We start from the raw sequence: 23,759 nt of genomic DNA, 5'->3' as shown, positions 1-23,759 counted from the left end.
GACAGGGGGATTGGCTGTGGATAGGGATAAGAAAGATAGAACGTATATTGCGATAGATCTGAAATCTTTCTTTGCATCGGTTGAATGTGTTGAGCGCGGACTTGATCCGCTGACCACCAATCTGGTTGTGGCAGATGCGTCGAGAACAGAGAAGACTATATGCCTTGCTGTTTCCCCATCGCTGAAGAGCTATGGTATACCTGGAAGAGCCAGACTGTTCGAGGTGGTGCAGAGGCTTAAGGAGGTCAATGCCAGCAGGAGAACACTTTCACCCGGTGGAAACTTTTCCGGGGAGAGTTGCGATTCCAATGAGCTTGCGGAGCATAATGAATTTGCGGTTTCGTATATAGCCGCTCCGCCACGTATGGCATATTACATGAAGTATAGTACGGATATATATAACATCTATCTGAAGTATGTAGCACCAGAGGATATGCATGTGTATTCCATAGATGAGGTGTTCATGGATGTGACGGATTATCTTGGGATATATAAGATGAGTCCGCACGATCTTGCCATGACGATCATACAGGATGTGCTTGCACAGACCGGTATAACAGCAACAGCAGGGATAGGAACGAACCTCTACCTGTGTAAGATAGCGATGGATGTTGAGGCAAAGCATATAGCCCCGGATAAGGATGGAGTCAGGATAGCAAGTCTTGATGAAATGTCGTACAGACAGAAGCTGTGGAATCACAGACCGCTCACAGATTTCTGGAGAGTGGGAAAAGGATATGCGAGAAAACTTGAGAGTCATGGACTTTATACAATGGGAGATATCGCCAGATGCTCACTGGGACATGACGATGAGTATTACAACGAAGATCTGCTGTACAGATTATTTGGTATAAATGCAGAGCTGCTCATAGATCATGCATGGGGCTGGGAGCCTTGTACCATTGCTGATATCAAGGCTTACAAGCCGGAGAGGAACAGCATAGGTTCAGGACAGGTGTTGTCATGCCCATACGAATATGAAAAAGCCAGACTTATTATCCGTGAGATGACGGATCTGCTCGTGCTGGATCTTGTGGATAAAAATGTCAAGACAGATCAGATGGTCATAACAGTGGGGTATGATATAGATAATCTCAAAAAGAACGCCGCGGGAGCAAAATTTTCCGGAGAGATACAGACAGATATGTATGGGAGGAAAATACCGAAAAGTGCCCATGGAACGGTGAATCTTGGAGAGTATACATCATCTACACAGGTCATCATGGATGCGGTGACCGGATTGTTTGAAGAGATCGTAGATCCTTTATTGTATGTCAGAAGGATATATGTCACGGCGAACAATATCATATCGAATACTGCGGCACATGAGAAACAGTCATCAAGGCAGCTCAGTCTGTTTGATGATTTTGGAGACGGGGCAGCAGAGACGGAGAAAAAGCAGCAGGATATGAAGCGGGAGCAGAGCATGCAGAAAGCGATGATAGAGCTCAAGAAGAAATTTGGCAAAAATGCAGTCCTTAAGGGAATGAATCTTGAGGAGGGCGGTACGACGATAGAGAGGAACGGACAGATAGGCGGTCACAAGGCTTAGGAGGGGCTTATGGAAGATAATTACGATGACATAATACAGCTTCCACATCACGTGTCCTCTGTTCATCCGCACATGTCTATCCATGACAGAGCAGCACAGTTTGCCCCATTTGCCGCACTCACAGGACATGGAGCAGCCATAGCGGAGACTGCAAGGCTCACCGATGAGAAGGTGGAGCTGGATGAGAGTCAGAAAATGGTTCTTGATCAGAAACTGTTGAATATAATGCATAATGCAGACAAAAAATGTGTGAGTATAGAGTATTTTGTAAAGGATGACAGAAAAGCCGGTGGAAGATACGAACATGTGTCGGGATATATACGCAATGTTGACGTATATGGGAAAAAGATAGTTATGGAAGACAGAACCGAGATACCGATAGATGATATATATGATTTAGATATTGATCAGAATGGAGATGTATATTTGCATGAATAGAGAGACTATGGTGATAGCACACAGAGGAGCGAGTGCCCTTGCGCCTCATGAGAATACACTTGAAGCGTTTCAGATAGCTATAGATCTGAAGGCGGATATGGCGGAGTTCGATGTGAGGAAAACCAGTGATAATATACTCATAGTATTTCATGATGGAACTATAGACGGCAGAAAGATAGGAGATATGACATACAACAGGATCAACGATATTGCATCAAAAGAAGGCTACAGAGTGCCTACGCTTGACGAAGTCCTGAAACTCTGCAGCGGAAAGATATGTCTTGATATAGAATTAAAGGAGAGCGGATACGAGAGGCGTGTCATAGATCTTGTCAAGGGGAGATTTGGATACGGTGAGTTCTCGATAAAATCCTTCAAGGACAAAGTGTCGTACAATGTGAAGGCCATAGACCCGAGGATAAAGACCGGACTGCTTGTCGGTAAGAAAAAGGCTAAGCTCGGTGTCAGATTGAATGAGTATTTTCCTGAGAGAAGAATGAGACGGTGTAAAGCGGATTTTATATCGCCGAATTATCTTCTATGCACGAAGGAATTTGTGAAGAGAATGAAGCGCAAGCACATACCGGTATATGTGTGGACTGTGAATGATCCACACTGGATGAGACGTATGTGCAGACTGGGCGTAGATGCAGTGATAACAGACCGCCCGGATATAATGCGTTGAAAGACCTAGAAATATTTGTTATATTATTCTATAGGTGGATGAGTTGTACATAGGAGGATAATATGAGCAAAGTACTATACTTTGATTACGCGGCATTCTGCGTGTTTACTCTTATCATGGTCTCAGTCATCATGAAGAAGATGACCAGAGGCAAATTAAACAGGCAGTTTCAATTTGTTCTGACCATTGCAATGGTTGCCACAGCGTTTGATATAGGCGCCATCGCATTTGACAATATGGGTGAAAGGCATGTAGTCACCCAATACATATTCCATACGGGATATCTCTTTTTCCATGTCGTTTCATCGGCTATGTATGCCACTTATGTGATGAACATAGTGGATGCCATACACATATTCAGAGGTAAAGTGAAGAGTTTCATACTGGTACTTCCAACGTTGCTGTGCATAATCATGCTCGGAGTTAATTTTTTCACCCCGTGTGTATTCAGTATAGGCGGACAGGGAGAGTACAGAAGAGAGTTTTTCATGACATTTCTGTATGTTGCCGGAATATTTTATATGATTCTGGGCTTCATGGTTGTTACGAGATACCACAGGAGACTTACAAGAGGAAGATTTGTATCAACCATAGCGATATTCCCATTGGTTGTTGTTGCGGCCGTATTTCAGATGTTTAACCCGGATATTCCGATTGAGATGTTTGCAAATGCGATTGGATTACTGTTCGTTGCGTTGCTGATACAGAGTCCGGAGCAGTTTATAAGCAGTGCCACGGGCCTGAACAAGATCACAAGATACATGGACGACGTGAGAAATTCTCTGGATAATGGCCTTGATATAACGATAGTTATGATAACTATGGAGAATGACAAGACTCTTCGCGGGATTCTGGGAGTTGAGGAATATCATAAGCTGCTCAGGGAGATCTCTGAAGACTTTTTAGAGTGGAGCAGACCATACGGATATGATGTTGAGTGGTATTATCTGGGAAACGGAATGTTCAGATGTGTCATGAACCAGCGTATCAAGGATCAGGCTGAGGATTTTGCGGAGTGGATAAATGAGAAGCTGAAGAAGGGATATAAGTATAATGATATGTTTATAAATCTATTGCCGATAATATGTATCACCAGATGTCCTCAGGATATAGAGGATGTTGACAGTGTGATGCGGTTTGGCGATGAGCTTGCTGAGCACGAGTATACAGGCCGTGTTCTCTATGCCAGAGATATCTATAACAAGGAAAGATATGATCTGATGCGGGACATGGACATGATACTTGAGAAGGCATTTGCCGAGAACAGGTTTGAGGTTTACTATCAGCCTATATACAGCATAGATTCTGGAAAATATAACAGTGCTGAGGCACTTCTGAGATTAAATGATGATATGTATGGATACATTTCGCCGGAGATATTTATCCCTGCTGCGGAGGAGAATGGAATGATCCATAAGATAGGTAAGTTCGTTCTTGAAGAGGTGTGCCGTTTCATAGCTGGAGAGAAATTCAAGAATCTCGGACTGGAATATGTTGAGGTGAATCTGTCGGTCATCCAGTGCATGAGCAGTGAGTTATCAGAAGACGTGCGGGCAGTGATGGAGCGTTACGGAGTCAGCAATGAGCAGATAAATCTTGAGATTACTGAGACTGCGGCTGCCTATGCTCAGACGACAATGATGGACAATATCAACAGTCTCACAGATGATGGTATTGCATTCTCACTTGACGATTTTGGAACGGGTTATTCCAATATGAAGAGGATAGCATCCATGCCGTTTTCGATAGTTAAGCTGGACAAGACATTTGCGGATATAGACACAGATGACAAGATGATTAAGGTTGTCAAGAACACCATAAGCATGGTTAAGGATATGAATATGAAGATCGTAGTGGAAGGCGTGGAGACGGAGAAATCCCTCAGGAAGTTCAGCAATCTTGGAGTGGATTACATTCAGGGCTATTATTTCTCAAGACCATTGCCACAGGATAAGTTCATATCAGAGGTGAAGAGAGTTAACCAAGGCTAAGAGAAAGGACGGCGTATGACAGATATAGAGAACCGGGTCGTTGATGAGGTAGAGAAGGCTGTAAAGGGAAAAAGAGATATAATAATCAAGGTCTATGCTGCCATACTTGCGGGTGGACATATACTGCTTGAGGATATCCCGGGTGTGGGCAAGACCACTCTTGCAACGGCATTTGCCAGAACTCTGGATATGAAATATAACAGAGTCCAGTTTACACCGGATGTTCTGCCGAGTGACATAATGGGATTTTCCATGTACAATGCAAAAAGCGGTGAGTTTGAGTACAGAGAGGGTTCAGCGTTCTGTAATCTGTTCCTTGCGGATGAGATAAACCGAACATCGCCTAAGACTCAGTCGGCACTCCTTGAGATCATGGAGGAAAAACATGTGACAGTCGATGCTGTTACAAGGGAACTTCCACAGCCTTTCACGGTCATGGCAACCCAGAATCCGGTTGGTTCGTCGGGAACGCAGATGCTTCCGGAGTCCCAGCTTGACAGATTCATGGTGAGACTTTCCATGGGATACCCATCCCACGAGGCTGCGGTGCAGATACTTAAAGGTCAGGAATTTGTACCTATGGACAGTGTAGAGAGAATAGTGACGAGAGATGAACTGATAGGTCTTCAGGATAAGGCGAGAACTTTGAGTGTGCATGATTCAATATTTGATTACATAGTGACTCTGGTTGAGGCTACCAGGGAGAGTGAGCTCTTCTCGATGGGAGCAAGTCCGCGAGGCGCAAATGCACTTCTGCGGATGAGCAGAGCAATGGCGGTGCTCTCTGGAAGAGAATATGTTGTGCCGGGAGACATAGCAGAGGTGTTCAACGACGTGCTTGGGCACAGGGTAAAGCTTGCAGCCCGTGCCAGAGCTAATGGAATGACTGTCGCAGAGGCTCTGGATGAAGTGAGAAGCCAGATTAAGGTTCCAAGAACTTAGAGCGGAGAACATAAGAGATATAAGTAAAGGAGGATCAGCGGATGAAGTACGCATGGCATGTATTCAAATACATTCTCGTGTTTGTTATAAATCTGTTGATCCTTCTTTTTGTGCATTCATATTTTAATTTCATAGTTATGATACTGATGATAGTTCTGCCGGTCGTGTCAATAGTATGCGCCTTTGTGATTTCAAGGCATTTGACTGTAAAATTTGGCGGCGGGGAACAGAACCTTACGGTGGACTCGCCATTTCTCGTATCGGTTGTGCTCGACAACAGCAGCATTATTCCGAATATGAACACAGAGATAGAGATAAGCATGGAGAATGATCTTTTCCATACAAATGGCAGGCATACGCTGTGCATACCTGCATATTCGCGCAGTGCGAATGTGGTGGACTACCAGATAGCCCAGTCGTATGTAGGTGCACTGGAGGTGAAAGCGGACAGAATATGTGTTACTGACTGGCTTGGATTTGTGAGGATAAAGAGCAAATGCAACTCGGTAAAAGAGTACAAGGTTTTCCCTTCCGGAAAGGTTGATGTGGAGGCGGATATGACCGCGGTTTCACAGGGGATGAACGAGGCTGAGGAGAGCCGGAAAAAAGGTCATGATTTCTCCGAGGTTGTGGATGTGAGAGAATACCAGCCGGGGGATAAGCTTCAGAATATACATTGGAAGCTGTCAGCAAAAAAAGACGTGCTGATGGTAAAGGACAGAGAGAGCATGTCGTCAAGCCAGCTCATGATATTGGTAGAGCTTGCCGATGATGAGACACATATATTGAATGATGTACTGAAATCCGCCTACGGCATGGCTGTAAGTCTGTTGGATGAACAACTGCCGTTTACATTCTATTACTGGAGCGGCGCGCAGGGCGATATAGTCAGGACTTCGATAGACAGCAGGGATGATCTCGCTGAATGGATGGAGAAGATCTTTTATGAGCAGGCGTATGCAGATTTTGGCTATGGGTTATCGATGCTTGAGAAGAATCTGGATTCTGACAGAAGGATCATAGTTGTTTCCGGCGATATGAGAGCGGATGGCAATGTAGTGTTTACATATGGAGATCGTGTGAAAGGATACATAATTGGGTAGAATCTTTGGTAGAAAAAAGAAAACTGAAGACAGGAAAACGGTAGAATTCTGTGAAGGTGTAAGGCTGCTCAACGATCCGGAGATCACAGATGGAGGCAGAGAAGGCGCGGATTACAGAAAAAGAAAGCTGCGCAGAAGAAAATCGGACAGCAGAGGTATTGCTGCAAAATGCCTGCTGGAGATATTTATCATAGGCGGTTCAATGTGCGGCTTTTTGTCGTGTATAGATATGGCGTATGGTGTTCCCGTTATATTTCTGGCGTATGCGCTGCTGGCCATGTACTTCTGTGGTCTGTTCAAATCAGGCAAGGTGTGGGTGAGAGATGTTGGATATATCATATTTCTTGTCGCTTTTGTCCTGTTCATCATGCTTCTCAGACGCTATATAAACAGTGGATTTTATGCTATCGTAAATGAGTTCCTGGATCATGTGACTGATTATTATGGAGCCCAGGAGGTTAAGGTATTCTCCGAGACTTTGTCCAACAGGGCGCTCACTGTTCCTGTGGCAGCCATCGCTATAGGCTGTGTAGAGATAATAATCCTCAACATTTTCCTTAACACGAATATGAGTGTGTTCTGGGCAGTGTGGTTTTCACTTCCTGTGTTTATATTACCATTGTTTTTCAGGTTTGAGCCGGATGTTATTTACATGTTCATGGTATCCACAGGACTTTTGGGAGTTATCTGCCTTAAGGGAAATGGTCACTTCCGTATAACTGACAAGGACAGTACGTTTGAATATGATGAGAAGAAGCGAAGATTCAGTTACAGGCATAGTGACAGGGCGTCTCTGCAGCTTGCGGCCGGTGTGGCGGCTGTATGTATATTGGTGGGAAGTGCGGTTATCCTTGTCAAGCCGCAGCAGACTTATCTGTACAGGTATCGTGATAGCTCGGCGAAGAACAAGATCGAAGGCCCGCTTGGAAACCTCATCATGTATGGATTTGAATCCCTAAGGAATTCGGCGAATACCGGAGGACTGGCAAATGGAAAGCTTGGAGGCGTGTCGGATGTCACACTTGATGGACAGACGGATCTGGTAATCACATTTGCACCATATAGCACAAACAGGATCTATCTGAAAGCGTTCGTTGGTGATGAGTATAAATGGGATCATTGGGACAGAGATAAGGATGGCGACTATCCGTCACCGGTCAATTCTGAAGGACATGCCAGAGGACGAATGGATATACAGATCATAGATGGCGCCGGAGATCTAAAATATTACCCTTACTACACTGATATAGAAGCCATGAATACTTACAAAGAGGGCGATTCATTGTACAGTGTGGAGTACAGTCCATCCGCTCTGGCTGAGCCGGTTATGTCGTCGGTGGATGACAAGTATCTTGAGATTCCAGAGGAGAATATGGATTCAATACGAAGATTCTGTGAGAGCGCAGGAATCACGGAAAAAGACAGTGTGGATAATGTGCTGCAGAAGGTGTATATATACTTCCTGGAGAATTATCCGTACACACTGCATCCGGGAGCCACGCCGAGGGATGAGGATTATGTCAATTATTTCCTTGATACCACGAAGAAGGGCCTGTGTGCCAATTATGCCACTGCGGGGGCGCTGATCCTGAGATACATGGGGATACCCACAAGATATGTGGAGGGGTATGCCGTGGATTACACCGAGGTCCTTGACGGAACAATGATCGATGAAGAACAGTTCAGTTACGATGATTATTATTCAGGCTCATCAGAGCTTGGAAGAACGGCTGTTGTTCAGGTGGATGTGGACGATGGCGGAGCTCATGCGTGGATAGAGGCGTTCATACGTGGCAGATGGCAGGTCGTGGAGCTGACACCTCCGTCGAGTGAAGATGAGGATGAGACCCAGGATGATTTCTGGTCCAGATTTGGAAGATGGCTCGTAGGTGATGACAGCGGAGATACCGGAACAGATACGACCGGCATAGCATTTTCACTTGGAAATGCCGTGTGGATAATATATGTTCTGGCGGGATGTATAGCATTTGCAGTGCTCTTGTTTGTGGGGCGTATAGCAGTCAGGAAGATAGTTCGTTTTGTGGGTTATCACAGGAGAGATAAGACTGGAAATGTGATAGCTTACTATAGGTATATGTGTGATTATGCAAGACTTGCGTCGGATGATTTTTCGAAGGCGGGAAATCACAGGCAGCAGCTTGAATATTTCTGTAAGGGCGCAGATCCGGCGGAGACTGAGGATCTTGCGGCATATATGGAAGGCATAAGCTATGGCGGCGAGGTGTCCGGGGACGAATATGTACAGCGTATGGGAGAACTTCGGGTGCTGTTCAGGAGCTTTAGGAGACAGGTTCCTTTTATGAAGAGGATATACATATTCCGAATGTTGTAGTATAGTTGACAGGTAGCAATGGATAATGGAGGTATAAGAGATGCTTGGAATCATAGGTGCGATGGACGAGGAAGTCGCAAGACTGAAAGAGATGATAGATGGGCTCCAGGTCACAGACAAGTGTGGCATGAGCTTCTACAAAGGACAGATAGAAGGAACGGATGTCGTGGTCGTAAAGTGCGGTGTCGGCAAGGTCAATGCGGCCATGTGTACCCAGTCGCTGATCGACATGTATGGAGTGTCAGCTATCATCAACACCGGAATAGCCGGATCACTGGATGCTGACATAGATATAGGAGACATCGTTCTGGCTACGGATACCGTGGAGCACGATATGGATGTATCCGCCCTTGGATATGAGCCGGGTGTGATCCCTGATACAGAGCTGAGCGTGTTCAAGACCAGCGATGAGCTGCTTAAGATAGCACAGGACTCAGTCGATGCAGCAAATATAGGAGTCAAGGTGTTCACTGGAAGAGTGGTGAGCGGCGATCAGTTTATCTGGAGCAAGGACAAGAAGAAATGGCTTGTGGAGACATTTGGTGGAAGATGTGCAGAGATGGAGGGCGCGGCCATAGGACATGTTGCAGTGCTGAATAAGGTTCCGTACCTTGTTGTCCGGGCCATATCGGACAAGGCTGATGACAGTGCAGAGATGGATTATCCTACATTTGCGGCAAAGGCTATAGAGAACAGTGTAAACATGATGACAGAGATAATAAAGAGATATGAGGTGAAGTAGACATGGATAAGATAGCAAGTTTTCAGATAAATCATCTTCTCCTGAATCCGGGCATTTATGTGTCGAGAAAGGATAAGGCTGGGGATCAGATCCTCACAACATTTGACATAAGGATGACAAAGCCGAATTATGAGCCGGTTATGAACACTGCGGAGGTTCATACTATAGAGCATCTCGGTGCGACATTCTTGAGAAATAATGAAGAGTATAAGGATAGGGTCATATACTTTGGACCTATGGGCTGCAGGACGGGATTTTATCTCATACTCGCAGGTGATTATGAGTCGAAGGATATAGTGGAGCTTATGATATCAATGTTCGAATTCATAAGACATTATCACGATCCGATCCCTGGAGCAAATCCAAGAGAGTGCGGCAATTACTTGGATATGAATCTCGGTATGGCGAACTATCTTGCAGAGAAATTCCTGTCACAGGTTCTGTATGATATAGATGACAGCAGACTTAATTATCCAGAGGGTTAAATTCCAATTCACAAATGAGATCAAAATATACAGACCATGTAAAAAACGGGTGATTTTCAGTGGAAATTCGCTTTGTTGAGGAATGTTTGCCATTCTATTGACAATGAAGCTTGCGTGCTTTTTAATGCACGTAAGCTTTTTTTGTGCACATAAAACAGCTAAACAGATTCATGAAGACGGCTCTCACCGGATACGGTTATGAATGGGCTGAAACTCAAATAGAAAGGAAGAGATTATGAAAAGATTGTATGTATATAAGATTCTGCTGGCTGTTCTTCTGGCCGTATGTGTGGCCGGTGTGGTTTTTTATCATAGGTTCAGTACAAGATCAAGTGCTGACGAACTGTATGCCGGGGAGAAAAGCAGGCATACTGATGTTAAGGCCACCTCAACGGATGGAATTGCGGATATGGCCGGATATGAGATAAGTTATGAAGATGTGGACTGCATCCTAAGCGGCGATGTGGTGTTTTACAATGGGATGCCATACACGAGGCATTACACGGTGCATAAGGACGGTGTAGAGTACAGGGCATACTGCGGCGATCATAAGAAAAATGAAGTTAAGAGCACGGACAAGGTGACATTTTCCGTGACAAATGACAGACTGCTTCAGAAAGCGTTTCTGTATGGACCGGGAAGTGAATATGCGTGGTCTGGTTTTAAGGGGGTGTCCGCAGATCACAGACAGCTCATCATGACACTGACTTTGAATTATATAAGACATGGACAGTATTTTGACGTTATAGACGAATTCTATAAATACATATCGGAGACAAAGCGAGATGAGATCGTCCTTCAGGGAGATCAGGCAGATATAGAGATAATAGATGATGGAAGCAAAGAGAATTACGGTAATTATGTAAGTCTTAAGGATTATACCGGTTATGTGGACAAGAAGACTGGTGAGAAGAGAAGAAGAACCAGGATAATGAGGTGTAAGGCAGATGCTGAGAATGGAGTGAGGATCTCGGTACCGGCGGATACATGGCTCCATATCAGGAAAAGCGGAGAAAAGGAGTTCACCATCCACAAGACAGGTAAGGTAACTATAATGGGAGGCGACAGATTCTTTTTCAGTGCTGAGAAGGCTCATAAGGGAACGGGCACAGTAAAGTCTGGTAAAGGGATCCCCGGAGTTACAGTGTATACTGTAGATTCCACTCAGGTAGATGATGACCAGCAGTTGTTATTTGGAACGGTAGCTTCAAGCAGTATTTCTATGGATATTGAATGGACGGGAGAGAAGCCTGTTCTTGGAAAGTTCAGTCTGCACAAGACCGACAGAGATTCCGGCGCCGGTGTGGGAGAAGCTCTGTACAATATTGAGATGGAAGTGAAAAACGGCACACAGAGTCTGCGCACTCTGGTGGCTCAGATAGAGACTGATGAGAATGGACATGGTATAGTTGTGATGTCAGAATATGGCGGACTTGGAACCTATGAGATCACAGATATGCCGTTCGGAACATACAGGATATATGAGGAAAGGGCTCCGTACAATTATGAGAGAAACAGTACTGTGGCACAGCTCGTTATAAACGAAGAAGGAGAATTCCTGTCCGTGGATGGCAAGGAGGTCAGTACATCCACGGAGCTTGAAATAAGCTGGGAGACTTGGGACAAGGTGATCTCAGGCAAGATTGATCTGAGCATATACAAACAGGATGCGGAGACGGGAGATAAATCTCAGGGAGATGCTGTCTTGTCAGGGGCTGAGTTTACAGTCAATTATTACAGGAATTTTTATAATTCCGTGGACGAGCTTCCAGAGAAGCCGGATCAGAGCTGGACGCTTAAGACGGATGACAGCGGTAAGTGCGGCCTTGAGGATGTGGTTTTGCAGACGGGAACAATCACGGTTCAGGAGACAAAAGCCCCAGAAGGGTACAAGCTTGTGAATTCAATATTTAAAAGCGCAAAGGATGGCAATATTATAAAGGATAGTTCAGATGGAATATATCTGGACAGAATAGAACAGGATGGCGACACTGTTCGTCTGGTAAATGGCTACGAGCTTGTGGTCGGGAACCATGTCGTAAGAGGTGACTTCAAATTCAAAAAAGTGGATGCCGAGGATGGGACAGTGATCGCAAATGTGAGATTTCTCGTCGAGAACTCCGATGGCACCCAGTCTGCGGAGATAACAACTGATGCCAATGGCGAATACTCCAGTTCTGCGGATGATATCTGGTTTGGGGATGGAAAGCCGGACAAGACCAAAGGGTCACTGCCGTACGGAGAGTACACATTGACAGAGCTTCGTTGTGATGCAAATAAGGGAAAGTATAAGAGCATTGCTCCGATAAAATTCAAAATAGATTCAGATGAGTGCGTGTTTGATCTTGGGGACATAGTTGATGAGAGGATGCCGGAGATAGAATCTGTGGCGAAGAACAGTGAAGACGGATCGAAGTTCATTGATCCGGATGCGGAAACTGCAGATATCACGGACACGGTGAGTATGAAAGGGCTGGATATCGGGCACAGATACAAACTGAGCGGAAGCGTTGTCTCACAGGAGTCGGGCAGACCGCTTGGGGCAGATGGATCAACGTCAGAGAAATGTTTTACCGCAGATGCAGAGGAGATGACTGTGGATGTGAATTTCAGGTTTTCGACTGACAGCATAAGTGGTTCGGCTCTTGTCTGCTATGAGGTGCTTACGGATGAGGATTATGAGGGAGAGGTCGTAGCTTCACATGAGGATGTGAACCTTGCTTCACAGACAGTTTATACAAAAGAAAAAGAGAAGATCAGAGGGAGCATAAGTGTCCACAAGACGGATGATATTCTGGAGACACCTCTTGCGGATGCGGAGTTCACATTGTACAGGGCATCTGATCATGAAAAGCTCATGACAAAAAAGACTGACAAAGCCGGCAGTGTAGAATTCACCGGACTCGAGCCGGGAGAGTATTATATAAAGGAGACCAGAACTCCCAAGGGTTATATTGCCGACCCGGGGGTAAATTCCATACCGGTGAGCGTGCCGGAGAGTGCAGATGAGCCACCGGTGATAAATGTCAAAAATCACTATGGCATGGTGCATATACTCAAGACGGATCAGGAGGATGGTAGTCCGCTTGCCGGGGCTGTGTTTGGCATATATGATGACCGGGGTGCTCTGATCGCAAAAGCTGAATCGGAAGAAAATGGACAGGCTGTATTTTACGGACTTGCCAGAGGCACGTATAGCATAGAGGAGTTAGCTGCCCCGGAGGGTTACGAAAAAACAGACAAAAAAATTCAGATAGACACATCAAAAAATGAATATACCATGGATGATCCGGTGATCATAACAAATCAGAAAATAAAAGAACATCCATCACCCGACACGCCAAACACTCCTGATACGCCGGACACCGGAGATCGGGATCCTGTTTCGAAGGTCATACTGCTTATGTGCTTTGCCGTAGTTTCGGTTGCGGGAATCGTATTTTACAGGAAAAAATTTACCGGAGAATCAAAATGACAGTAATAATAACATGGGACAATGTGGTTGACCTTTAGATTTATAAGTGATAACATACAAAATGGACTTGTATAAATAATAAATATCACGTGAGGTGCGAAAGATGAGTAAAAGTTTTGATGATTTATTGGCAAAGGTTTCACAGTGCAGCAGAAAGACAGTTTCAGTTGCAGTAGCACAGGATGCGCCTATTCTTGAGGCTGTAAAGGCAGCAAAGGAGAAGGGAATCGCAGATGCTATACTTGTGGGTGACGAGGCAAAGATCAGAGAGGTCGCAGATCAGATCGGTATGGATCTTACAGGTTATGAGATTGTAAATGAGCCAGATGATATAGAGGCTTCACTTAAGGCAGTGAAACTTGTTCATGATCATAAGGCTGACATGTATATGAAGGGACTTCTCTCAACAAAGGATTTCCTGAAGAGTGTCCTCAACAAAGAGGTTGGTCTCAGAAATGGTAAGCCACTTTCACATGTATGTGTATTTGAGATCCCTGGTATTGACAGACTCCTGTACCTTACAGATGTTGCGTTCATGACTTATCCTTCACTTGAGGAGAAGAAGTCGATCATAGAGAACTCTGTAGAGGTTGCTCATGCGTGCGGAATACCTTGTCCAAAGGTTGCTCCACTTGCAGCAGTAGAGGTTGTAAATCCTAAGATGCCTGTAACAGTAGAGGCTGCTGAGCTCACAAAGATGAACGAGAACGGTGAGATCACAGGCTGTATCGTTGACGGACCTCTTTCAATGGATCTTGCGATCGAGCCAGAGGCAGCTATCCATAAGGGAGCTACAGACAGAAAGATCGTTGGAGATGCCGATATCCTTCTGTTCCCAGACATACATGCAGGTAACCTTGTATACAAGACACTTGTTCATACAACAAAGTGTAAGAACGGATGTATCATAACAGGTACAGATGCTCCTGTAATCCTTACATCAAGATCAGATACATTTGAGGTTAAGCTCAACTCAATAGCACTTGCAGCAGTTGTTGCAGAGTCACTTAAGGCAAACAAATAAGCCATACATAAAAAACATTTGGAGGTTTAAAAAATGTCATATAAGATTCTTATAATAAACCCAGGTTCAACATCGACAAAGATCGGTGTGTTCGAGGACGAGACACTTCTGTTTGAGGAGACACTCAGACATACAACAGAGGAGCTTGCAGGCTTCAATATGATAGTAGATCAGAAGGACTTCAGAAAGAAGGTTATTCTTGATGTCCTTGCTGAGAAGAACTTTGATATCAAGACACTTGATGTATGTGTAGGACGTGGCGGAATGCTCAAGCCAATCCCAGGCGGTACATACGCAGTAAGCGATGACCTTCTTGAGGATCTTAAGATCGGTAAGCAGGGCCAGCATGCATCAAACCTTGGTGGTATCCTCGCAAGAGAGATCGGTGATGAGCTCGGAGTTCCTTCATACATCGTAGATCCAGTCGTTGTTGATGAGCTTATGCCATCATCAAGACTTTCAGGAGTACCTGAGCTTCCAAGAATAAGCGTGTTCCATGCACTCAACCAGAAGGCAGTAGCCAAGAGATATGCAAAGGAAGTTGGCAAGAAGTACACAGACCTGAACCTCATCGTAGTACATATGGGTGGCGGTGTATCAGTTGGTGCCCATGATCACGGTAAGGTAGTAGATGTATACAACGCACTTGACGGTGACGGTGCATTCTCACCAGAGAGAGCAGGTGGCGTTCCTTCAGGAGCACTTGTAAAGATGTGCTTCTCAGGCGAGTATACACAGGCTGAGGTTATGAAGAAGCTCGTTGGAAAGGGCGGCTTCAACGCTTACATCGGAAGCAACGATGCAAGAGATCTTGAGAAGCTTGTCAATGAGGGCGATGAGCATGCAAAGCTTGTTCAGGATGCATTCTATCAGCAGGTTGCCAAGGATATAGGTGGTATGGCAACAGTTCTCAGAGGAAAGGTTGATCAGATCATCCTCACAGGTGGAATCGCATATTCAAAGCACACATGCGAAGAGCTTGAGAAGAGAGCAGGATTTATTGCTCCATTTACAGTATATGCAGGAGAGGATGAGCTTCTTGCACTTGCTCAGGGCGCACTCAGAGTCATGAATGGCGAAGAGGAGCCAATGAAGTATTAAGAGAAAAGTGATTTTCAGATAAAAAGTTCATGGCATATAACAGAAATTGCCATTATAACATAAGCCGTATTGTTAATAATACTAACAAGACGAAAGTCTTAAATAATTATTTCAATATGGAGGTACAGGGTTATGGCAAGTTCAAACTCTAACAAGACAAGTGTTCCAGAGGCAAAGAGTGCTATGAACAAGTTCAAGATGGAGGTAGCCAAGGAGATCGGTGTTGATCTTAAGGATGGCTACAATGGAGATTTAACATCAGCTCAGTCAGGTTCAATCGGTGGCGAGATGGTTCGTCAGATGATCAAGAGACAGGAAGAGCAGATGTCAGGAAGATAAGCCTGGCTTATAATCTCCGTTAGATCTACGAACAAAAAGAAGACCTGGTGTATGATCCATACATCAGGTCTTTTGTGTCGTGAAAACTTTGTAGTATAATAATAGTATAATGGACTGGACAATCATTTGCACATTATGATATAATCGATGATTGATGTGGACTTTGTCCACACATATAAACAAGAAAAAGATAAATGGATGCTATCTGAGTGCCTTAATTGTAGGGCTTAAGGCACCATTTGCACATTTCAAGGAGGAAATAAAAAGATGAGTTTCACAGTAGAAAAGCTTGAGCACAGCATGGCAAAGCTTACAATCACAGTACCTGCAGCAGATTTTGACAAGGCAATGACAGCAGCTTACAACAAGACAAAGAACAGATTCAATGTTCCAGGCTTCCGTAAGGGCAAGGTGCCAATGGCATTCATCGAGAAGATGTATGGCCCGGAAGTATTCTATGAGGATGCTGCAAATGCAATGATCAACGAGTATTATCCAAAAGAGGCTGTAGCTTCAGAGCTTGAGATCGCATCACAGCCAGTTATTGACGTAATAGAGATGGGCAAGGGCAAGGATTTCGTATTCACAGCAGAGGTTGCTGTAAAGCCTGAGGTTACACTTGGCGATTACAAGGGAATCGAAGTTGAGAAGATCGACGTTGAAGTAACAGATGACGAGGTTCTTGAGGACATCAAGAAGGAGCAGCTTCAGAACGCAAGAAAGGTACTCGTAGAGGGAAGAGCAGCACAGCTTGACGACGAGGTTACTCTTGACTTCGAGGGATTTGTTGATGGTGTTCCATTTGATGGTGGAAAGGGTGAGAACTACAAGCTCGTTCTTGGCTCACATTCATTCATCGATACATTTGAGGATCAGCTTGTTGGTAAGAACATCGGAGAGGATGTTGAGGTTAACGTAACATTCCCAGAGGATTACCAGGCTGAGGAGCTTGCAGGAAAGCCGGCAGTATTCAAGTGCAAGATCAACTCTATCACAGAGTCACAGCTTCCAGAGCTCAATGATGAGTTCGCAAGCGAGGTAGGCGGATGCGATACACTTGACCAGTACAAGGAAGAGGTAAAGCAGAAGATACTTGCAAAGAAGAACAGAGACGCTGCAAACGAGAAGGAAGCAAAGGTTCTTGACAAGGTTATCGAGAACGCAACTATGGATATTGCAGATGCACAGGTTGAGGATATGCAGAAGAGAATGAAGGATGAGTTCGCTCAGACACTTCAGTATCAGGGAATCAGCCTTGAGCAGTATATGCAGATCGTAAACGTTACAGAGGAGTCTCTCATGGAGAGAATCAAGCCGGACGCACTCAAGAGAATCCAGCAGAGAGCAGTTCTTGAGGCTGTAGTAAAGGCTGAGAACATTGAGGCTACTGACGAGGAAGTTGACGAGGAGCTTTCAAAGATGGCAGCTCAGTACCAGATGAAGCTTGAGGATATCAAGGGATTCATGGGCGACGCAGAGAAGGACAGCATCAAGAAGGATGTAGCAGTTAAGAAGGCTGCAAAGCTTCTTGTAGATGAGTCAAAGGAAGTTTAATATTTTAACAGACAGATTGGCTTGATATGTATTGGAGGTAGATAACATGGCATTGGTACCATACGTTGTAGAACAGACTAGCCGCGGAGAGCGAACATACGATATTTATTCTAGATTGCTGAAAGACAGAATCATCTTTCTTGGAGATGAGGTCAATGATGCAACTGCAAGCCTTGTTATAGCACAGTTGTTATTCCTTGAGTCAGAGGATCCTTCAAAGGATATCTCATTATATATCAACAGCCCGGGTGGATCAGTTACAGCCGGAATGGGAATATATGACACAATGAGATATATCAAGTGTGATGTTTCAACAATATGCTGTGGAATGGCAGCGAGCATGGGAGCATTCCTTCTTGCAGGAGGAACAAAGGGCAAGAGATATGCGCTTCCAAACTCGGAGATCATGATACATCAGCCACTTGGTGGAACCCAGGGACAGGCAACAGAGATAGAAATCGCAGCCAGACATATATTAAAGACAAAAGAGAAACTCAACAAAATGCTGAGTGAGAATACAGGAAAACCACTTGATGTTATAGCGGCAGATACAGATCGTGATAACTGGATGACTGCTGAGGAGGCTTGTGCATACGGCCTTATCGACAGCGTTATAACAAACAGATAATACAGATAGAGATATCTGATATGTAGAAGATGTATCAGTTGGTTGGAGCCAGCCTGCAGAACCAGCGGTGTATTCGCAGATTCTGGAAAAGACTGGCTCCAGACAATTATAAATAGTGAATAATCGAGGTATTGTAATGGCAGATCGTAGTGACGAGAGAAAACAGCTCAGATGTTCTTTCTGTAATAAGACACAGGATCAGGTTAGAAAACTCATAGCCGGACCTGGGGCTTACATATGTGATGAATGCGTAGAGATATGCTCAGAGATAATAGAAGAAGAACTGGTTGACGCAGGACTTGATTCAGATGGTGATATCAATCTGTTAAAGCCAAAGGAAATAAAAGAATTTCTTGATGAGTATGTAATAGGTCAGGAAGAGGCAAAAAAGGTACTGGCGGTTGCCGTGTACAACCATTATAAGAGAATACTTGCGCAGAAGGATTTTGAGGTTGAATTACAGAAGAGTAATATCCTCATGGTTGGCCCAACGGGATCAGGTAAGACATATCTTGCCCAGACCCTTGCAAAATTGTTAAACGTTCCTTTTGCAATAGCAGATGCTACAACTCTCACAGAGGCTGGATATGTAGGAGAGGATGTTGAGAACATTCTCCTGAAGCTTATACAGGCCGCTGATTATGACATAGAGAGAGCTGAGCATGGAATAATCTATATTGATGAGATAGACAAGATCACAAAGAAGAGCGAGAACGTATCCATAACCAGAGACGTGTCGGGTGAGGGCGTTCAGCAGGCTTTGTTAAAGATAATAGAGGGCACTGTGGCTTCAGTTCCACCTCAGGGTGGAAGAAAGCATCCGCATCAGGAGCTTATCCAGATCGATACGACCAACATATTATTCATATGTGGTGGTGCGTTCGAGGGACTGGAGAAGATCATAGAGAATAGAGTTGGCCAGAAGTCAATTGGCTTTAATGCAGAGGTTATAGAACAGTCAGAGCAGGACGTTGGACAGCTCCTCAAGCAGGTTATGCCACATGACTTTGTAAAGTATGGACTTATCCCTGAATTTGTGGGAAGAGTTCCTGTTGCAGTGACTCTGGATCTTCTGGATGAGGATGCACTTGTGAGAATACTGACAGAGCCAAAGAGTGCAATATGCAAGCAGTATAAGAAGCTTTTTGAGCTTGATGGAGTTCAGCTTGAGATAGAGGATGATGCGCTCAGAGAGATAGCAAAGGAAGCTATGGAGCGTAAGACCGGAGCTAGAGGACTTCGAGCTATCATGGAGAATGCTACACTTAATCTTATGTACGAGATCCCTTCAGATCCAACTATAGAGAAGTGTGTTATTACCAAGGGTGTCATAACAGGCGATGAAGAACCTGTACTAACTTACAGAGATCCATCAGAGGATACAGACCTTCCTAAGAAAAAGGTAAGGAAGAAAAAGGCAAATACAGATAACGGCGAGAGTGCATAGTCATTATTGCCGAAATGAGACGTTATAACGCTGACATACATTTGCGCCCTTATAAGCCTTTAAATGTGCAGTGTTGATAACGTCTTATTTTTTAATGATATATACGGAGATAACAGGTATGAATGAGAAAATGTTAGAGATGACAATGATTAGTCTTGACGATGGCGTGGTTATGCCGGAATTGTCCTTCTATCTTGATGCGACAACGCGTGAAGCCTGCGAGGCGGTGGGACATGCAGTCAAGAATGAGGAATGTATATTTCTGGCAAATCCTGTTCATAAGAACGGCGATAAGACAGTTTCGTTTTATGAGATAGGTGTCATAGCCAGGATAAAGCAGTTTGTCAGACTTCAGAACAAAGGCATGAGAGTTCTCATACAGACTGAGAAGAGAGCGCGCCTTGTGGATTACAGCAAGGATAAATATTATGTGTGCCACGTGACAGATGTGGAGGAGACTAACGACATCAGCGAGGATGAGGAGAAGGCTATACAGAGCATACTCAAGGAAAAGCTTAAGGAAGCATTTGACGAGGGTATAGTGAAGAACAACGTTCTGTACAGGGAGATACGTTCATTCAAGTCTGTCAGAAAGCTGGTTGACAGCATGGCTGACTATGTGAATATATCTGATGACAACAGGCAGGAGCTTCTGGAGATGCTAGATGTCAGAAGCCGTGCTATGAGGTTGATACAGATAATGGAGGAAGTTCTCGGAATCGGCAAGATCAAGAAAGAGATCATGGAAAAGGTCAATCAGGAGACCGCTGAGAATCAGAGAAAGTATGTGCTCAGAGAGCAGATGTCCGTTATCCGTAAGGAGCTTGGTGACGACGGCGTAGATGCAAATGTCAGAGAATTCCAGAAGAGACTCGATGAGGCGGGCTGCAGCCAGGAAGTATACGATAAGATAGAAAAAGAGATAAATTACTATAAGGGCATACCTCAGAATGCAGTGGAGAGCAGTGTGTCGGCAAACTATATCGATGTGATGCTCAGCTATCCGTGGAATGTGTCAACGGAAGATAATAATGATCTGCAGTCAGCCATAGACATACTTGACAAAGATCACTATGGCCTTGAGGAGGTCAAAGAGAGGATCGTTGATTATCTTGCTGTTCATATATTGAGCAATAAGGGGGACCTTCCGATCATTTGTCTTGTGGGACCTCCGGGAACAGGAAAGACATCCATAGCAAGGTCGATAGCCCGTGCAACATCGAGGAAATATGTCCGCTTATCACTGGGCGGAGTCCACGATGAGGCGGAGATCCGAGGTCACAGGAAAACATATGTGGGAGCTATGCCTGGAAAGATTGTACAATCCATGATAAAGGCAAAGACGAACAACCCGCTCATGCTTCTCGATGAGATAGACAAGGTGAGCAGTGATTACAAGGGGGACGTGTCATCGGCACTTCTCGAGGTGCTTGATGGTGAGCAGAACAAAGAGTTCAATGATCACTATTTTGGAGTGCCGGTGGATCTGAGCAATGTGCTGTTCATAGCAACGGCGAACGACATCTCCGGTATACCGGGGCCGCTCCTCGACAGAATGGAAGTCATAAATATATCGGGATACACGGAGAATGAGAAGTATCATATAGCAAAGCTGTACCTTGTGGAGAAGACCCGTGAGAAGAACGGACTAACAAAATCTCAGTTCAAGATAGATGCCGGTGCCATAAGGGAGATCATAAGCCACTACACGAGAGAGGCGGGAGTCAGAAGTCTTGAGAGAAATATAGACAAGGTGTGTCGGAAGGCCTGCCGCAAGATACTCACCGGTGAGATGGATGTGGTCAAAGTCACAAAGAAGAATATCCAGGATTTTCTTGGCCCATACAAATATAAAGATGAGAATGGAAATCTGAAGAATAAAATTGGCGCTGTCAGAGGCCTTGCTTGGACGGCGGTTGGCGGTGTCACTCTGGAGATAGAGGTCAATGTGCTTCCGGGGACAGGAACTCTTCAGCTCACAGGTAAGATGGGCGATGTTATGAAGGAATCCGCTTATGCGGGAATGAGTTATATCAGATCCCTCAAGGAATCACTGGCGCTTGGAGACGATTACTTTGCAAAGCACGATTTCCATATCCATATACCGGAGGGGGCAGTTCCAAAGGATGGTCCGTCTGCCGGAATAACCATGGCGACAGCGTTGTATTCGGCCATATTTAACGTGCCGGTTAATGGCAGAATAGCAATGACAGGAGAGATAACTCTCAGAGGAGAGGTGCTTCCTATTGGAGGCCTGAAGGAGAAGCTCCTTGCAGCCAAGATGATCGGTGTTAAAGATATACTGATACCGGCGAAAAATGAGAGCGATTATCTGGAGCTGGATGAAGAGATAACATCTGGAGTCAATATTCATTTAGTGGAAGACATGAGGCAGGTGCTTGACCTTGCCCTTGTCAGATAAGGAGAAGTATATGATAGTAAAGAGCGCTGAGCTTGAGACTGTGTGTGGAATTACAAGTAAATTACCTGATAACGATCTCCCGGAGATCGCATTTGCCGGCAAGTCAAATGTAGGAAAATCATCTCTGATAAATGGATTGCTTAACAGGAAATCGCTTGCCAGAACATCCGCGCAGCCAGGTAAGACACAGACGATCAATTTCTATAATGTAAATAAAAATCTGTACTTTGTGGATCTGCCGGGATATGGATATGCAAAAGTATCGGTGGAGATAAGAGCAAAATGGGGCAAGATGATCGAGAGATACCTTCACGGTTCCCCACAGCTCAAAAAGGTATTCCTGCTGATAGACATAAGACATGTGCCATCGGAGAATGACTGCATGATGTATGACTGGATCGTGGACAATGGCTATGAGCCGGTGATCATTTGCACAAAACTGGACAAGATCAAGAGAAGCCAGGTTCAGAAGAACTTGAAGCTCATACGTGAGAAACTGGATCTTGTTCCTGGAACAACGATGATACCGTTCTCCGCACAGACAAAGCAGGGAAGAGATGAGATCTGGAATCTCATAGAGGAGACACTGGCACAGGAGCAGCAGTAAAGTAACATGAACATATAGTCAGATAAATAGACAAAAAAATGACTGAGAATATCGAGGAGTATAATTCTTTTCGGTATTCTCAGTCATTTTTATGCTGATATTAGCTGGATGTGTTGGATGCCCATAACTGTTTTACGAGTATATCATATATCTCAGTGCTTTTCTGACGCCAGTTGTCACATATGGCAACAGCCACGGCCTGGGTAGGCACGCTGAACTTTATATCCAGCAGCGGCTCGTTCCTGTCGTTGATGACGCAGGAGACGGTATATTCATTGGAATCGTTGAGGTAGTAGTCAGACTGTATCTCAGTTTCCTTTTTGAGGTTGATCTGCTGTTTCTCAAAGAAATCCAGTATATCCTGTTTGATGGCATATGGGATCCTGTTCTCGAACATGCTCAGGGCTTCCTCACCTTTGTAGGTTATCTTATAATGGGATGCGCCTCTTATGCTTGATACATATACAAATTCGCTTTCTATAAGTCCGTTTATGGCTTCCTGAAGAGTGAAATAATTGGTGTAGCCCTTCTCCAGAACAAAGTCTGAAATCTGTGAATTGGTCAGAGTGAAGTTAACTCTGTCAAGCATATAGAGCACTATGAGTTTATATAATACAATAGATTCGGTTCCCATATCGTGTATCCTTTGTTAAAATGTTTGTCCGTGCTGATGAACGGACAACATTCATATGATAACATTAGTAAAATTTAAAATCAATATATTTACAATTGTTCTATTTATGTTATAATGAGCGAGAATAATATGCGTGCTTAGCGCATTTTTATTTTTTTACCGTAATTGAATTTGATGTATCATTGAGAGACACTACTTATTTCTTAGAGTGTTTATATTCCCATAATACTAAATTTA

The 23,759-nt window shown here is 44.5% G+C and carries 19 protein-coding genes; 18 read left to right on the top strand and 1 reads right to left on the bottom strand.

Annotated features, from left to right (window positions below):
• Positions 1-16: 16 nt before the first annotated feature.
• The 18 genes from DXB91_RS01230 to yihA all read left to right on the top strand — a co-directional run bounded on the left by DXB91_RS01230 (position 17) and on the right by yihA (position 22,888).
• Positions 17-1,552 (top strand): Y-family DNA polymerase, encoded by a 1,536-nt coding sequence (locus DXB91_RS01230; RefSeq protein WP_117548808.1) that lies wholly within the window; start codon positions 17-19, stop codon positions 1,550-1,552.
• Between the two features lie 9 nt (positions 1,553-1,561).
• The gene (locus DXB91_RS01225; protein ID WP_118016633.1) at positions 1,562-1,990 is read left to right on the top strand and encodes a hypothetical protein; all 429 of its coding nucleotides are present in this window, start codon (positions 1,562-1,564) and stop codon (positions 1,988-1,990) included.
• Positions 1,983-2,675, top strand: a complete 693-nt coding sequence (locus tag DXB91_RS01220; RefSeq protein ID WP_118016632.1) for a glycerophosphodiester phosphodiesterase — start codon at positions 1,983-1,985, stop codon at positions 2,673-2,675. Before DXB91_RS01225 ends, DXB91_RS01220 begins: the two co-directional genes overlap by 8 nt.
• Positions 2,676-2,737: 62 nt before the next feature.
• Positions 2,738-4,666, top strand: a complete 1,929-nt coding sequence (locus DXB91_RS01215; RefSeq protein WP_117548811.1) for an EAL domain-containing protein — start codon at positions 2,738-2,740, stop codon at positions 4,664-4,666.
• A 15-nt stretch (positions 4,667-4,681) separates the two neighbouring features.
• Positions 4,682-5,608 (top strand): AAA family ATPase, encoded by a 927-nt coding sequence (locus DXB91_RS01210; protein WP_118016631.1) that lies wholly within the window; start codon positions 4,682-4,684, stop codon positions 5,606-5,608.
• 41 nt (positions 5,609-5,649) lie between these two features.
• Positions 5,650-6,711, top strand: coding sequence for a DUF58 domain-containing protein (locus tag DXB91_RS01205; RefSeq protein ID WP_118016630.1), 1,062 nt, complete (start codon positions 5,650-5,652; stop codon positions 6,709-6,711).
• Positions 6,704-9,064 (top strand): transglutaminase domain-containing protein, encoded by a 2,361-nt coding sequence (locus tag DXB91_RS01200; RefSeq protein ID WP_118016629.1) that lies wholly within the window; start codon positions 6,704-6,706, stop codon positions 9,062-9,064. The genes DXB91_RS01205 and DXB91_RS01200 overlap by 8 nt, the downstream gene beginning before the upstream one ends.
• A 40-nt stretch (positions 9,065-9,104) precedes the next feature.
• Entirely contained in the window at positions 9,105-9,806 is a 702-nt protein-coding gene (locus DXB91_RS01195) for a 5'-methylthioadenosine/adenosylhomocysteine nucleosidase (RefSeq protein WP_022216034.1), read from the top strand.
• Between the two features lie 2 nt (positions 9,807-9,808).
• Positions 9,809-10,291 carry an S-ribosylhomocysteine lyase gene (locus DXB91_RS01190; protein WP_015534167.1) on the top strand — a complete coding sequence of 161 codons (483 nt, stop codon included), beginning with the start codon at positions 9,809-9,811 and terminating at the stop codon, positions 10,289-10,291.
• Positions 10,292-10,526: 235 nt separating this feature from the next.
• Positions 10,527-13,766, top strand: a complete 3,240-nt coding sequence (locus DXB91_RS01185; protein WP_118016628.1) for a SpaA isopeptide-forming pilin-related protein — start codon at positions 10,527-10,529, stop codon at positions 13,764-13,766.
• Positions 13,767-13,869: 103 nt separating this feature from the next.
• Positions 13,870-14,790: a phosphate butyryltransferase gene (ptb, locus tag DXB91_RS01180; protein WP_022216032.1), complete on the top strand. Its 921-nt coding sequence runs from the start codon at positions 13,870-13,872 to the stop codon at positions 14,788-14,790.
• Positions 14,791-14,823: 33 nt separating this feature from the next.
• Complete coding sequence (gene buk, locus DXB91_RS01175; protein ID WP_015534166.1) at positions 14,824-15,891, top strand: butyrate kinase; 1,068 nt, start codon at positions 14,824-14,826, stop codon at positions 15,889-15,891.
• 132 nt (positions 15,892-16,023) lie between these two features.
• Positions 16,024-16,230, top strand: coding sequence for an alpha/beta-type small acid-soluble spore protein (locus tag DXB91_RS01170; protein ID WP_015534165.1), 207 nt, complete (start codon positions 16,024-16,026; stop codon positions 16,228-16,230).
• A 267-nt stretch (positions 16,231-16,497) separates the two neighbouring features.
• On the top strand, positions 16,498-17,784 hold the full coding sequence (gene tig, locus DXB91_RS01165) for a trigger factor (RefSeq protein WP_015534164.1): 1,287 nt from the start codon (positions 16,498-16,500) through the stop codon (positions 17,782-17,784).
• A gap of 46 nt (positions 17,785-17,830) precedes the next feature.
• A complete protein-coding gene (gene clpP, locus DXB91_RS01160) occupies positions 17,831-18,412 on the top strand; it encodes an ATP-dependent Clp endopeptidase proteolytic subunit ClpP (protein WP_015534163.1) in 582 nt (193 codons plus the stop codon).
• 136 nt (positions 18,413-18,548) lie between these two features.
• The gene (clpX, locus tag DXB91_RS01155) at positions 18,549-19,859 is read left to right on the top strand and encodes an ATP-dependent Clp protease ATP-binding subunit ClpX (RefSeq protein ID WP_022216030.1); all 1,311 of its coding nucleotides are present in this window, start codon (positions 18,549-18,551) and stop codon (positions 19,857-19,859) included.
• A 118-nt stretch (positions 19,860-19,977) separates the two neighbouring features.
• On the top strand, positions 19,978-22,281 hold the full coding sequence (gene lon, locus DXB91_RS01150; RefSeq protein ID WP_118016627.1) for an endopeptidase La: 2,304 nt from the start codon (positions 19,978-19,980) through the stop codon (positions 22,279-22,281).
• 10 nt (positions 22,282-22,291) lie between these two features.
• Complete coding sequence (yihA, locus tag DXB91_RS01145; RefSeq protein ID WP_015534161.1) at positions 22,292-22,888, top strand: ribosome biogenesis GTP-binding protein YihA/YsxC; 597 nt, start codon at positions 22,292-22,294, stop codon at positions 22,886-22,888.
• A gap of 100 nt (positions 22,889-22,988) precedes the next feature.
• Here the strand turns inward: yihA and DXB91_RS01140 are convergent, their stop codons facing one another.
• Positions 22,989-23,522 (bottom strand): DUF4364 family protein, encoded by a 534-nt coding sequence (locus tag DXB91_RS01140; RefSeq protein WP_015534160.1) that lies wholly within the window; start codon positions 23,520-23,522, stop codon positions 22,989-22,991.
• Positions 23,523-23,759: the final 237 nt, after the last annotated feature.

The sequence above is a fragment of the Coprococcus sp. OM06-34AC genome (genome assembly GCF_003462545.1).
GTDB classification, from domain to species: Bacteria; Bacillota; Clostridia; order Lachnospirales; family Lachnospiraceae; genus Coprococcus; species Coprococcus aceti.
Note: the sequence above shows the minus strand (reverse complement) of the source record. Positions and strands in the feature narration are given on the sequence as shown.